The sequence below is a fragment of the Halotia branconii CENA392 genome (genome assembly GCF_029953635.1).
Classification (GTDB): Bacteria; Cyanobacteriota; Cyanobacteriia; order Cyanobacteriales; family Nostocaceae; genus Halotia; species Halotia branconii.
The window spans coordinates 3,420,679-3,434,010 of the sequence record NZ_CP124543.1; the positions used below are offsets into that span (position 1 = coordinate 3,420,679).

The 13,332-nt window shown below is 43.0% G+C and carries 11 protein-coding genes; 5 read left to right on the plus strand and 6 right to left on the minus strand.

The genetic code is table 11. The annotated features are described in order from the left end of the window. Window positions 1–684: 684 nt before the first annotated feature. Complete coding sequence (locus tag QI031_RS14960; protein ID WP_281486037.1) at window positions 685–1,218, plus strand: J domain-containing protein; 534 nt, start codon at window positions 685–687, stop codon at window positions 1,216–1,218. Between the two features lie 20 nt (window positions 1,219–1,238). Then, the gene (locus QI031_RS14965) at window positions 1,239–1,511 is read left to right on the plus strand and encodes a DUF3143 domain-containing protein (RefSeq protein WP_281485899.1); all 273 of its coding nucleotides are present in this window, start codon (window positions 1,239–1,241) and stop codon (window positions 1,509–1,511) included. 22 nt (window positions 1,512–1,533) lie between these two features. Here the strand turns inward: QI031_RS14965 and uppS are convergent, their stop codons facing one another. The 3 genes from uppS to lysA form a co-directional block, all read right to left on the minus strand. Further along, window positions 1,534–2,283 (minus strand): polyprenyl diphosphate synthase, encoded by a 750-nt coding sequence (uppS, locus tag QI031_RS14970; RefSeq protein WP_281485900.1) that lies wholly within the window; start codon window positions 2,281–2,283, stop codon window positions 1,534–1,536. Beyond that, window positions 2,280–3,203 (minus strand): diadenylate cyclase CdaA, encoded by a 924-nt coding sequence (cdaA, locus tag QI031_RS14975; protein WP_281485901.1) that lies wholly within the window; start codon window positions 3,201–3,203, stop codon window positions 2,280–2,282. The genes uppS and cdaA overlap by 4 nt, the downstream gene beginning before the upstream one ends. 141 nt (window positions 3,204–3,344) lie before the next feature. Continuing rightward, window positions 3,345–4,766 (minus strand): diaminopimelate decarboxylase, encoded by a 1,422-nt coding sequence (gene lysA, locus QI031_RS14980; protein WP_281485902.1) that lies wholly within the window; start codon window positions 4,764–4,766, stop codon window positions 3,345–3,347. A gap of 134 nt (window positions 4,767–4,900) precedes the next feature. Here lysA and rimI point away from each other — a divergent pair, with 134 nt between their 5' ends. From rimI to QI031_RS14995, 3 genes are all read left to right on the plus strand, one after another. Next, window positions 4,901–5,449, plus strand: a complete 549-nt coding sequence (rimI, locus tag QI031_RS14985) for a ribosomal protein S18-alanine N-acetyltransferase (protein WP_281485903.1) — start codon at window positions 4,901–4,903, stop codon at window positions 5,447–5,449. Between the two features lie 480 nt (window positions 5,450–5,929). Continuing rightward, the gene (locus QI031_RS14990; RefSeq protein ID WP_281485904.1) at window positions 5,930–8,401 is read left to right on the plus strand and encodes an ATP-dependent Clp protease ATP-binding subunit; all 2,472 of its coding nucleotides are present in this window, start codon (window positions 5,930–5,932) and stop codon (window positions 8,399–8,401) included. Between the two features lie 198 nt (window positions 8,402–8,599). Then, window positions 8,600–9,553 carry an aldo/keto reductase gene (locus QI031_RS14995; RefSeq protein WP_281485905.1) on the plus strand — a complete coding sequence of 318 codons (954 nt, stop codon included), beginning with the start codon at window positions 8,600–8,602 and terminating at the stop codon, window positions 9,551–9,553. Here the strand turns inward: QI031_RS14995 and murD are convergent. The 3 genes from murD to QI031_RS15010 form a co-directional block, all read right to left on the minus strand. Beyond that, a complete protein-coding gene (gene murD / locus QI031_RS15000) occupies window positions 9,550–10,917 on the minus strand; it encodes a UDP-N-acetylmuramoyl-L-alanine--D-glutamate ligase (protein WP_281485906.1) in 1,368 nt (455 codons plus the stop codon). The two genes, QI031_RS14995 and murD, sit on opposite strands and share 4 nt — an antisense overlap. Before the next feature lie 87 nt (window positions 10,918–11,004). Then, entirely contained in the window at window positions 11,005–13,188 is a 2,184-nt protein-coding gene (gene glyS, locus QI031_RS15005) for a glycine--tRNA ligase subunit beta (RefSeq protein WP_281485907.1), read from the minus strand. Window positions 13,189–13,195: 7 nt separating this feature from the next. Next, the gene (locus QI031_RS15010) at window positions 13,196–13,324 is read right to left on the minus strand and encodes a hypothetical protein (protein ID WP_281480484.1); all 129 of its coding nucleotides are present in this window, start codon (window positions 13,322–13,324) and stop codon (window positions 13,196–13,198) included. Between the last annotated feature and the right edge of the window lie 8 nt (window positions 13,325–13,332).

A 13,332-nucleotide genomic window follows, 5' to 3' on the forward strand; every position in this document is an offset into this window, starting at 1 on the left:
GTGCATGATGTTCCACGGCTTTTAATGTGGTGTGAGGGTTTTAACTATATGATGATCATAAAGCAATTACTCAGTGGCAAGATGGTCGTAACAATTTTGGTAACAAGTTTTTTTGGCGGTAATCCTAAACATTGCTACTGTGTTACGTCAATTTGAAAAAAGAATTAGGTCATACCAGTTCTATATTGAAGATGCATATAAACAAACCCACCACCCAACCCCTACCCGCCCCTTGGTAAGCTAATCGTCATTTAAATTGCATCATGTTAATGGTAATAAAAGCTACAAACCCTCTCCCTTGCCCCCTGCTCCCTGCCCCCCTGCGGTCTCAATGTGCAAATTAAATGTTTAACAGCTTAAGGGGAGGGGTCAAAACAATGTGCGGCTTCACACAGAATTGGTATCAGATCCACCAACTTGAGAAATGCGATTAATCACGTCCACATACAAAAAAGAAGATAAAATCAACTTTATTTCTCCAAATATCTGCCTTGTTATTGATGCTAAATAAGGTTTTTTAAGGCTATGAGATTGAGGATCACTCAAGAATTATCATAACTCTTCACATTAGTTATCACTATAATTTTGACTATTAAATAATTCAACCATGCGATTGAAGGTTTACAATATTAGAAAAAATTTGATTGCAAAGTGACTCAAACAGCCGTGAATCATCATGGGGCAATGCCACAACGCAGTAAACCAACTTATTACTCCCTGCTAGGATTGCATCCCTCGGCATCGGTGATAGATATTCGTCGTGCTTATCGGGAACTGAGCAAACGCTATCATCCCGACACTACAGATTTGCCTGCTACTTTGGCTACAACAAAATTTCAGCAAATCAACGAAGCCTATGCCACTCTTAGCAGTCCAGAACGGCGACAAAGCTATGACCTGAAAATTGGCTATTCCCGCTTTACAGTCATTCAAGCGCCCTCTGACTTAAACCTTCCTGTTTCTCGTTCTTATAAATGGTCAAAATCAGCTTACTTGGATGCAAGCGATCGCCCCTTGTCATCTGGGGAAATCTTTGCTTTATTTATTCTGGTGTTGACTTTTGTTGGTTGTTTACTGCTAGCAGTGGCTATTGGCTTAACTCGTGGTGAGGCTGCTTTTCAAACGCAACTATTGCAACCAATCCCCGCAGTCCAAAAGCAAGTTTCCCAAATATCCCAACCGACTAGTCCGTGGGAAATTAAAAATTTCAATTCTTAAAGTCAAAATCTCAAATTATTATGTCTATTATTTCTGCTGATACTCCTCTATATAGTCATTCCTTACCACAAATTGAGGACTGGCTCAAAGACCAAGGCTGTCAGCAAGATGAAACACAGCTGCACTGCTGGCACTTAAAGCAGTCTAATTGGCAAGCTGAACTGTGGCTTGATACTGAGCAAATCGTAGTGCGATATATCCAGGGTGGCGATAATGGACAAGATATTCAACGCTCATTTAAATATTCCCTCAGTCGAGAAGATATAGAACAAGCAGTTTTTTCTGGGCCATGAATTAGGGGCTAGCCCCTAGCCCTCACACCTTCCCAAATCGTCGCTCCCTTTGTTGGTAGGCACGTAAGGCGCGGTGAAACTCGCTGCGGTCAAAATCTGGCCAGAGAGTATCGGTGATATAAATTTCTCCATAAGCCATTTGCCAAAGTAGAAAATTTGAGAGTCGCATCTCCCCGCTGGTACGAATTAATAAGTCTGGATCTGTAATTCCGGCTGTATACAAATGTTTCTCAAAAGTTTCTTCATCAATTTCATCAGGTTCTAATGTACCTTGCTGAACTTTTTGGGCGATCGCCCGACAAGCTTGTAAAATTTCTTGCCGTCCGCCATAATTGGTTGCTACAGAAAACCGGATAGCGCGATTATTTTTGGTTTCTTCCATCGAACGGGAAATTTCTTGTTGGAGCGATCGCGGTAAAGCTTGCAAATTTCCCACAAACTTGATTTGCACGTTTTCCTCAACCATTTCCCGCAGTTCTTGGCGTAAAACTTTTTGGAATAAAGTCATCAAAAAATCTACTTCCTCCTGGGGTCTTTTCCAGTTTTCAGTTGAAAAAGCATAAGCTGTTAGTGCCTGAATCCCCCAATCCTTACAACAATGCAGCAAATCTTTTAAAGCATCTACACCAGCTTTATGTCCCATAATCCGGGGTAGACCTTGACGTTTAGCCCATCGACCATTGCCATCCATAATTACTGCAACGTGTTGGGGTAGTAGTTTTCGTTTTAAATCAAGGGGTAATTCTTGCAGTTCTGTTTGTTGTGCTGTCATTTTTTATTTCGAGAGGCGGTCGATGGTAATCCGATTAAACGTGAAACTAGTGTTAGTGCCTTACCACCAATCTGACGACCTAAACTGAATAAACCAGGAGCAACAGCTTCCCGATCTACAGTTGGTGACAATCGAGCATCTAATGACTCTTTTAGCTTCCTAATCGTCAGCGGTCTATTTAAGATTCCCCTTTCCGCTAAGGAAATAGAACCAGTTTCTTCTGATACAACGACACAAATACAATTTTCGACCCGCTCAGTAATTCCCATTGCTGCCCGATGGCGTGTTCCCAACTGGCGCGAGGCTGTGCGTCCCGAAAGTGGTAAAATTATACCTGATGATACAATCCGTGAGCCACGAACTAAAGTTGCTCCATCATGCAACAAAGTTTTTGGTTGGAAAATCGTCTGTATTAGTTCTTTAGATACATCAGCATTCAGCTTCACTCCAGGCACAGAAAAATCTCGCTCATCAATCGGACCAGTTGTTTCCAAAATCAGCAAAGCTCCAATTCGGTTTTTCGATAGTTCTTTCACCGCATCAACAATTTCATCAATCACACTATCAGACTTAGGGATTGTTAAATTGGCAGGCTGAAATAACTGCCGAAATTCACCACGTCCTAATTGTTCTAAAAATCGGCGAAACTCTGACTGAAGAGCTACTGCCATCGCTACAGCACAGCCAATTACCAACTTTTCTAATACAAAATTTAGCAATGGTAGACCTAATCTTCCACTGAGTGCCGAAGCTAGCATTAAGATAATAAATCCCCGTACCATCCACAGTGTTCGGCGCTCACTAATAATGACTAGTATCATGTACGTCAGCGCTAACACTAATACGATATCGAGAGTCCCAAGCAGCAAGGACTGCGACCATCCTAGGTTTGTCAGCCATTGCTTCCACCAATCTCTCATGACATCTGGTGTGAAAGGATGAAGTGTGAAATATAAAGTGTGAAGTATGTTCGCGTAGTATCTTTGATAGCAGAAGGATGAAGTTTGAAATTATCAAGCATAAAATTGAAAATTTTCATTCTTATCCTTCAGCTTTAGCCTTTACTGTGCAACCTTCTTGAGTCTTTCTGGCAGGCGATCTTGGCGAATCAAGTCTTCATAAGTTTCGCGTTGCAAAATTAAATTTGCTTCGCTATTCGCGACTACAACTGCTGCTGGTCGGGGCAAGCGATTATAGTTGGATGCCATACTGTAATTGTACGCACCAGTTCCCATAACTACGAGAATATCTCCTGGTTCGGTTTTTGGCAGCTGGGCATTTTTGATGAGAATATCTCCTGATTCGCAATGTTTACCAGCAATTGTCACTGTTTCTGTCAAGGGAACAGACATTTTATTAGCAACTACTGCCCGATAAACTGACTGATAAGTAATAGGGCGTGGATTATCTGACATGCCACCATCAACAGCTATATAATTACGAGTTTCGGGAATAGTTTTAGATGAACCAATAGTGTAAGCTGTAACACAGGCTGTAGCAATTAGCGATCGCCCTGGTTCACATAGTAATTTCGGTAAAGGTAGATTTTCGGCTGCACAAGCTTCTTGAACTACTTCACAAATCGGTTTTACCCACTCTTCAATGCTAGGGGGATCGTCAGATTCTGTATAAGTAACTCCCAAGCCGCCACCAACATTTAATTCTGTCAGTTTTAAATTAAACTTTGCCGCATCCCGTAGCCATTGCACCATGACAGCAGCCAAATCACGATGTGGCTGACGTTCAAAAATCTGGGAACCAATATGAGCGTGTAACCCTACACAGTTGAGGGCAGATTGTTGACTGACAAAAGTAAATAATTCCTCTAGCTGATGGGGATCAAAGCCAAACTTACTATCTAGTTGTCCCGTGCGGATATATTCATGAGTATGACATTCAATACCCGGTGTTAACCGTAGTAGAAGCCGAGGAGGTGCAGAGGCGTAATTTGCCGTTTCTACAATTTGTACTAAAGTGTGTAATTCATGCCAATTGTCCACTACAATGGTGCAACCAGATTCGATAGCAAAAATTAGTTCTGCACGAGATTTGTTATTGCTATGCAGGTAAATTTTTTCAGGAATAACACCCGCCTGTAAAGCAGTATAAAGTTCGCCTCCTGATGCTACATCTATTCCTAATCCTTCAGAAGCGGCGATCGCACAAACAGCTAGACAATTCCAGGCTTTGGAAGCGTACAATACTTGAGATTCACCTTTGTAATATTGCTTGAAAGCATCCCGGTACTGCTGACAAGCCAAACGTAAAGTTTCTTCATCTAAAATATATAAAGGTGAGCCAAACTGCTCAACTAGGGTTGTGACATCACACCCACCAATTTCCAGGAAGCCGTGACCATTGACTTGGGTAGTCAGGGGTAAAAGTTCCTGATTGGGTGAAAGATTGGCGTTTGTGCTGCGCCTTTGAGGTAAATACTGATTACCATCAGTATGCTGAACCTCAGTGGGGTGAGTCGATACCATAACTGTAAAGTTGTCCTTGCTCAAATTACGGGCGTGAATTAAGTCTCCCGACTCTCAGTTTACCGAAAAACTGGGTTTAAAGCCCCGTCCTTCTAAGACGGCTAGAAACGATTTGCTATCTTATTCAAATAAATGTGATTTCATTAGAGTTAAAACTGCAATTACTGACATCAAAGGATCTAAGTGCAATCTTAGAACTTGATCAAGCCTGTTTTGGGGGATTGTGGACTATGGAAGGCTACCAAAGAGAGTTAGGCAGTCCAAATAGTGATTTAATCGGTTTATTTTCTTCTATATCTCAGACAAAACTGCTCGGAATGGGTTGTTTTTGGTCAATTCTAGAAGAAGCACATATTACCATCTTGGCGGTTCATCCCCAATATCATCGCCAAGGTTTGGGACAGGCTTTACTGTATTCTTTACTTCAGACAGCAAGCGATCGCGGCTTAGAACGAGCTACTCTCGAAGTGCGAACCTCTAACTTAGCGGCAATTTCTCTATATCAAAAATTTGGCTTTAAAACAGCCGGGAGGCGGCGACGTTACTACCAAGATAACGGTGAGGATGCCCTAATTCTCTGGCGATCAGATTTACAACAGCCACAATTTCAAGCAACTTTGACAGACTGGCACATCAAGGTTAGTCAGCAGTTGAGCAAGTATTCTTGGCAGTTACTAGGATAAAAGAAGCAGAGGGAGCAGGGGAGGCAGGGGAAGCAGGGGGAGCAGAGGAAGCAGAGGGGCAGGGAGACAAGGAGACCTTTCGCCAATTCCTCTTCTTTTCCATGCCTCATGCCCCATGCCCAATGTCCAATATTTCTTATTAAAATATTTTATCAATTATATATTTTTATTTAAAAAAATATATTGAATCTTGGTGTTCTTGACTTTTGAATTGTAAATATGGTATTGATTAATATTTGTGACTGCTAATAAAGTTTATTATCCTATGACGGTGTGATGCGTATAGTCAACCCCAGAAACACTGGAGAAATCAAGCTCTTCAGTACAGCAGCCACATTAAAAGTAATAAATAACTGGCAACTCCTCCATTACCGTGGGTGAGACTTCTTGGATGTCTATAATCTTTATACAGGCATCCAAAAGCTTTGCCTGTGCTAAAATCAGCGTACCGGCACGACCGCAGGTGATGGGAAAAATGCCATGTTTGAACGCTTCACAGAAAAAGCCATTAAAGTAATCATGCTGGCCCAAGAAGAGGCCCGCCGCTTAGGTCACAACTTCGTAGGAACCGAACAGATCCTCCTGGGTCTGATTGGGGAAGGCACGGGAGTTGCGGCCAAAGTGTTGAAATCAATGGGTGTCAATCTAAAAGATGCCCGCATTGAGGTAGAAAAAATCATAGGCCGGGGTTCGGGCTTTGTTGCAGTGGAAATACCGTTTACGCCACGGGCAAAGCGAGTTCTGGAATTATCCTTAGAAGAAGCGCGCCAATTAGGGCATAACTACATTGGCACCGAGCATCTGCTGTTGGGCCTGATCCGGGAAGGGGAAGGTGTAGCAGCCAGGGTGCTAGAAAACTTAGGGGTGGATCTATCGAAAGTCAGAACCCAAGTTATCCGAATGCTGGGAGAGACAGCAGAGGTTTCAGCTACTGGGCAATCGGGACGCACCAAAACTCCAACCTTGGATGAATTTGGCTCGAACCTTACCCAGATGGCAACCGACAACAAACTCGACCCAGTGGTAGGACGCGCCAAAGAAATTGAAAGGGTGATTCAAATTTTGGGTCGCCGGACTAAAAATAACCCAGTGTTGATTGGTGAACCAGGGGTTGGTAAAACTGCGATCGCTGAGGGTTTAGCGTCTCGTATTGCTAACAAAGATGTCCCCGACATCCTGGAAGATAAGCGCGTAGTCACACTGGATATTGGCTTGCTCGTAGCAGGTACTAAGTACCGGGGTGAATTTGAAGAACGCCTCAAAAAAATCATGGATGAAATCCGTTCTGCGGGTAATGTCATTCTGGTGATTGATGAGGTACACACCCTGATTGGTGCGGGTGCGGCAGAAGGGGCTATTGATGCAGCAAATATCCTCAAGCCAGCTTTGGCTAGAGGTGAATTGCAGTGTATCGGTGCTACTACCCTCGATGAATACCGTAAGCACATCGAGCGAGATGCAGCTTTAGAGCGGCGCTTCCAACCAGTAATGGTGGGTGAGCCGTCAGTCGATGAGACAATCGAGATCTTACATGGGTTACGTGAGCGCTACGAGCAACATCATAAGCTGAAAATTTCCGATGAAGCTTTGATCGCGGCGGCAAAACTGTCTGATCGTTACATTAGCGATCGCTACTTGCCAGATAAAGCCATCGACTTAATCGATGAAGCTGGTTCTCGTGTGCGTTTAATTAACTCCCAACTGCCACCAGCAGCGAAAGAGTTAGACAAAGAACTGCGGCAAATCTTAAAAGAAAAAGATGATGCCGTGCGTTCCCAAGACTTTGATCGAGCTGGGGAACTACGCGATCGCGAAATGGAAATCAAAGGTGAAATCCGGGCGATCGCTCAAAGCAAAACCAATGGTTCCGGTACAGAAAGCGAAGAACCTGTAGTTACAGAAGAAGACATTGCTCATATTGTCGCTTCCTGGACAGGCGTACCGGTGAACAAACTCACCGAATCGGAATCCGAGAAACTGCTGCACATGGAAGATACCTTGCATCAGCGGCTAATCGGACAAGAAGAAGCTGTCAAAGCAGTTTCACGAGCAATTCGTCGCGCTCGTGTCGGTTTGAAAAATCCTAACCGACCTATTGCTAGCTTTGTCTTCTCAGGACCTACCGGGGTTGGTAAAACTGAGTTAGCGAAATCCTTGGCATCTTATTTCTTCGGTTCGGAAGAAGCGATGATCCGCTTGGATATGTCGGAATACATGGAGCGTCATACAGTCAGTAAATTGATTGGTTCGCCTCCTGGTTATGTTGGTTATAACGAAGGCGGTCAGTTGACCGAAGCTGTAAGGCGGCGACCTTACACCGTGGTACTGTTCGATGAAATCGAAAAAGCCCACCCCGATGTCTTCAACATGCTGCTGCAAATTTTAGAAGACGGGCGGTTAACAGATGCTAAAGGTCGCACCGTTGACTTTAAGAATACCTTGCTGATATTAACTTCCAACATTGGTTCTAAGGTAATTGAAAAAGGCGGCGGCGGTATCGGCTTTGAGTTCGCTGACGATGTTACCGAGTCAGCTTACAACCGGATTCGCTCTTTGGTGAACGAAGAACTGAAGCAATACTTCCGTCCAGAGTTCCTCAATAGATTGGATGAAATTATCGTCTTCCGTCAATTGAGCAAGCCTGAAGTGACACAAATCGCTGAAATCATGCTCAAAGAAGTGTTTGGTCGTCTGACTGAAAAGGGTATTACCTTGGAAGTTACTGACCGCTTCAAAGACCGCTTGATTACAGAAGGTTACAGTCCCAGCTACGGCGCAAGACCGTTACGCCGAGCGATTATGCGCTTGTTAGAAGATAGCTTAGCAGAAGAAATTCTGTCTGGTCGGGTCAAAGATGGCGATACAGCCTTAGTTGATGTCGATGACAGCGGTAATGTGCAGGTGACTTCTCAACAGCGTCGGGAATTGTTACCACAAGGTGTTGAGTCATAGTTAAAGTTGAGAATTGAATCTCAAGTTTAAAAATTCAAACGGTAGAGGATCAATTTCTCTACCGTTTTTTATATGAAAATATTTGGAAATTGTGAGGGCGATGTCTACAGCAAGCTTTGCTAATACCAACTGTAGCTTCTTGATTGTTGGATGTGAACAAGTAGTTAAAATAAAAGAAACAATTTTGCCACAGCAATCATGACAGAAAAACAAACACGGCGCAATTTTTTACTTACCAGTGTTGCTGTCGCTGGTGGTATTACAGCAACTAATGCCTGGCAACAAACTGCTAAACCAACAGCAACCATGCCAGAACGAATGCTAGGACGTACAAATATTAAACTTCCTATTTTTGGTTTGGGAGGAGCAGGACAAACACCGTTGTCTTGGAATGACAAAGAACGTGATGCAGAGGCAATTATTCAAAAAGCCTTGGAATTAGGTATACGTTACTTTGACACGGCTGCTAGTTATGGGCCAAGTGAAGATTATTTAGGGAAAGTGCTGCCACCTCATCGCGCAAAGCTGTTTATCGCTAGCAAGACTGATCAAAGAGACCGAGATGGTGCATGGCGAGAATTAGAGCGATCGCTTAAACGTCTCAATACAGATTATCTTAATTTATGGCAGTTGCATCATGTTTCTTTTACCCAAGAACTTGACACTATCTTTAGTAAATCTGGGGCAATTCAAGCTGTCGAAGAAGCTATAGAACAAAAGCTTGTTCGATTTGCAGGTATTACCGGACATCACGACCCCAAAATCATTGCTGAAGGACTGCGCCGCTATCCCTTTCACACAACACTGATTCCTGTCAATGCTGCCGATAAACATCACCCACGGCCATTTCTGCCTGTAGTCATGCCAGTTGCTCAAGAAAAGAACGTTGGTGTAATTGCGATGAAAGTCCCGGCTTATGGTCGATTGTTTAAACCAGGTGGATTAACAGGGATGCAGCAAGCTCTAGGATATGCCATGTCTCAACCAGGGGTGCATTGTTGTGTAATTGCGGCTGAAACAACTGCACAATTAGAGAATAATGTCAAGATAGCTCGTGCTTTTCGACCCCTGAGTGAACAAGAATTAACTGCGATCGCCCAACGTACTGCTAATATCTGGGAAGATAGTACATTCTTCCGTGCTTGGACTTAATTTACCCAAGCAAGACACAACTGGCGAAAATCATCGCCCCTAATCTCAAAATTAGGATATTGATCGAAGCTTGCACAAGCTGGAGATAGCAACACCACAGTTGCTTGATGCTGTTTGGCTAACTCTGCTGATCTAGGGACTGCCTTCTCCATTGTTTCCACGATTTCATAATCAGCATAACCCACCTCTTGCAGTCGTTGGGCAAATGCTGGCGCGGCGCTGCCAATAAGTAATACAGCAGCCGCTTTGGCTTGAATCTTAGCTAACCAAGCAGCATCATCACCGGGTTTTGCTTCTCCACCAGCAATTAAAATTGTCGGACTTTTCACCGATGCTAAACCCACTTCAGCAGCATCATAGTTAGTAGCTTTGCTGTCGTTAATAAAATCAATACCTTCCCAAGTGCAGATATATTCTAAACGATGGGCAACACCAGGAAATTCACGAATCGCTGTATTAATAGCATGACTATCAATTCCTGCCAATCGGGCTGCGGCTACTGACATCAGCAAATTTTGCAGGTTATGCTCCCCTACCATTCGCAAGGCAGAGGTTTCGACAACTTTTTTTGGTGCAGAGGTTGAGTTTAACTTTTCCACAACCCAGCCATCTGCAATATAAAAGCCTTTTTCATTAATTAAAAAGTCTTTGCCTTTCACACTTGTCCAATAAGCATCAGGCCAATGACTGATACCCACCTTTCTCAAGTAGGCATCATCACCATTGAATACTTGCAAATCTGCCTGACGTAATAGCTTGGCTTTGATGTCGTAGTAGTTTTTTAAAGTCTTGTGGCGAGCGAGGTGATCTGGCGTGAAAGTCGTCCAAACACCAATTCGTGGGGCGAGGGATACAGAAGATTCTATTTGATAACTACTTATTTCCCCAATTACCCAATCAGGGAGTTTTGCAGCTAAAGCAACTTCGCAAGCGGCGTAGCCAATATTACCACAAGCTGGAGCATCTAATCCTGCTGTTTGAAATATGGCAGCAATTAATGCAGTGGTAGTAGTTTTGCCATTTGTACCTGTAATTCCTACCCAAGGTAAAGCTTGCAAGTGTCGCCAAGCCAGCTCCATTTCTCCAATGGTTTCAATGCCTAACTCTCGCGCCTTGACTAACACGGGAATATCCCAAGGCACACCAGGACTAACTACAATTAAATCAGGTAAATCAACACCACTCAAATCTAGAGAATGTCCTAGTTTGACAGTTATGTGTTCGTCCGCAAGTTTTTGTTGTTGTTCGAGAAGGGTTGCGGAGGTGTGACGATCGCTGAGTTCCACCTCCCAGCCTTCTCGTATCAACAATCTCGCCGCAGCAACACCGGACTTTCCCAATCCAATCACAGAAGCTCTTGGCATAGACTGTATGTAGCAGAGTACCCTGGTTAAGCACTCCTTATACTAGCGTTTATTGGCAAAAATTACACAACTTTTTGTTGCTTTAGGCTACAGATTTTTGACGATCGCCCCAAAATCAGCCAGTACACGGGCATGATTCCGCAGTAATCCCAATATATGTAACCGATTGCGCTTAATTTCTAGGTTGGAATCCATGACTAAAACGCTATCTGCCCCATCAAAGAAGCTACTTACAGTCGGGGCAATTTTTTCTAGTCCTGTGACTAATAGTTGATAATTGCGTGATTCTTGTGCCGCTTGAGTTTGGGGTACTAAATCGACTAAGGCATTGAAAAAAGCGGATTCAGAAGACTTTTGGAATAGTTCTTGATTAACTACTGTTGTGGGTTCTAACTGTTTGGTATCCAAATCACCTTGGGCTGCTAGGCGTGTAGAACGATTGACAGTTTCGTAGATTTTATCTAAAGTACCATCGTTACGAATTTGTTGCAGATATAAGGCGCGATCGCGGACATCTAACAAATCCTCTAAGGCACGTTCGGTATACTCTGGGTCATTTTCTCCCAAGACTGCATTCACTAAGTCATAGTCTATTTGTTTTTCTTCTTGTAGTAGGGTACGGATACGTTGCAGGAAAAATTCTTGCAATGTTGTAGTTAATTGCGCTTTGTCTTTGTTATAAGTTGCTGCAAAATCTGCTGCTATTTGCTGCAATAAATCTTCTAAATTAATTGGCAAATTAGCCGCCCATGTAATGTTAATTATAGCATTAGCTGCCCGCCGTAAAGCAAAAGGATCTGAAGATCCTGTAGGTATTAAACCTAGTCCAAAGATACTAACTAACGTATCTAATCTGTCTGCCAAACCAACAATTTGACCTGTTAAAGTTTGGGATAAAATATCATCGGCTCCCCTTGGTAAATAATGTTCAAAAATTGCTGTTGCTACTTCTGTTGGTTCTCCACTGGCTAAAGCATATTTTTGTCCCATAATGCCTTGCAATTCTGGAAACTCATAAACCATTTGAGTAACTAAATCAGCTTTACATAATAAAGCTGCTCTTTGGATATTGTGACGTTGATTTTTTTCTAATTGTAATTGGTCGGTAATTTGCTGGGCAATTTTGACTATTCTATCTACCTTGACTCGTAGAGAGCCTAAATCTTCTTGGAAAGTGACTTTTTCTAACTGTGGCAAAAAGTTCTCTAAAGGCTTGGCTAAATCAGCTTCGTAGAAAAATTGCCCATCTGCCAATCGAGCGCGGATAACTCTTTCATTTCCAACAGCAATGATGTCTGACTTGCTAGAATCGCCATTGGAAACTGTCACAAAATTAGGTAGTAGTTCTTTATAGTCTGCTGCCTTGAATACCGGAAAATAGCGCTGATGACTCACCATAACTGTGGTAATTACTTCAGCAGGTAAATGTAAAAATTCTGGTTCAAACTTACCAACAACTGCTGAAGGCCATTCTACAAGGTTAGTAACTTCGGCTAACAAATCGGGGTAGATTTCTGTACAGCCATCTAAAGTTTTGACCGATGCTTTAACTTGTTCTTCAATAATCTTGGCTCTTTCTTTTACATCAACTACAACATGGGCAGAAAGTAGCGTATTTACATAGTCAGAGGCTTGGTTAATTGTCACCTTTTCTGGATGCAAAACTCGATGACCAAAAGAAATGCGATCGCTCTTGATTGTTTCTGAACCATTAACTAATTCAATCGGCAAAACTGTCTCGTTTAGTAATGCTACTAACCAGCGAATAGGACGGGAAAATCTCATATCCCCATCGCCCCAGCGCATCAACCGCTTACCTTCTAAATTTAAAATCCACTGGGGAACTAGTTCTGTCAAAATTTCTGCAACAGGGCGGCCAGGAGTTCTTTTCTGCACAAAGACAAAGTCACCTTTATCTGTGGGGCGCACTTCTAAAGCTTCTAGTTCCACTGCTTGTTTTTTAGCAAACCCTGCGGCGGCTGGTGTTGGTTTCCCATCTTTAAAGGCAGCTTGGGCGGGAGGGCCTTTAACTTCTTCTTCGCGGTCTGGCTGCTGGGATGGTAAACCTTTGATCAGTACTGCTAAACGTCTCGGAGTACCGTAAACTTCTACAGATGCGCTTGTCAAATTATTGACTTCTAAACTTTGGGGAATGCGTTCTTGCCATTGCGCTATGGCATCACTGAGAAAACTTGCAGGTAGTTCTTCTGTACCAACTTCTAATAAAAATGCTAAATTTCCTGATATATCAACACTCTTAACCTTTGTCATCAGAATACTACACAAACTTTTTACCATCAAAATTATATATCTGATTAGATCTGGAAAAGAGCGATCGCTTTGTGTGCATCTGTGCAATCGTCCCCATTAGCGATCGCCAAACTTTTCGGTCTACTGACTTCGCCACAAAGGAAT

Excerpts from the sequence above, each read along its gene's own strand:
- QI031_RS14995 (WP_281485905.1), top strand. The coding sequence starts at position 8,600 with ATGACAGAAAAACAAACACGGCGCAATTTTTTACTTACCAGTGTTGCT.
- QI031_RS14990 (WP_281485904.1), top strand. The coding sequence starts at position 5,930 with ATGTTTGAACGCTTCACAGAAAAAGCCATTAAAGTAATCATGCTGGCC.
- murD (WP_281485906.1), bottom strand. The coding sequence starts at position 10,917 with ATGCCAAGAGCTTCTGTGATTGGATTGGGAAAGTCCGGTGTTGCTGCG.
- uppS (WP_281485900.1), bottom strand. The coding sequence starts at position 2,283 with ATGACAGCACAACAAACAGAACTGCAAGAATTACCCCTTGATTTAAAA.
- cdaA (WP_281485901.1), bottom strand. The coding sequence starts at position 3,203 with ATGAGAGATTGGTGGAAGCAATGGCTGACAAACCTAGGATGGTCGCAG.
- lysA (WP_281485902.1), bottom strand. The coding sequence starts at position 4,766 with ATGGTATCGACTCACCCCACTGAGGTTCAGCATACTGATGGTAATCAG.
- glyS (WP_281485907.1), bottom strand. The coding sequence starts at position 13,188 with ATGACAAAGGTTAAGAGTGTTGATATATCAGGAAATTTAGCATTTTTA.
- QI031_RS14960 (WP_281486037.1), top strand. The coding sequence starts at position 685 with ATGCCACAACGCAGTAAACCAACTTATTACTCCCTGCTAGGATTGCAT.
- QI031_RS14965 (WP_281485899.1), top strand. The coding sequence starts at position 1,239 with ATGTCTATTATTTCTGCTGATACTCCTCTATATAGTCATTCCTTACCA.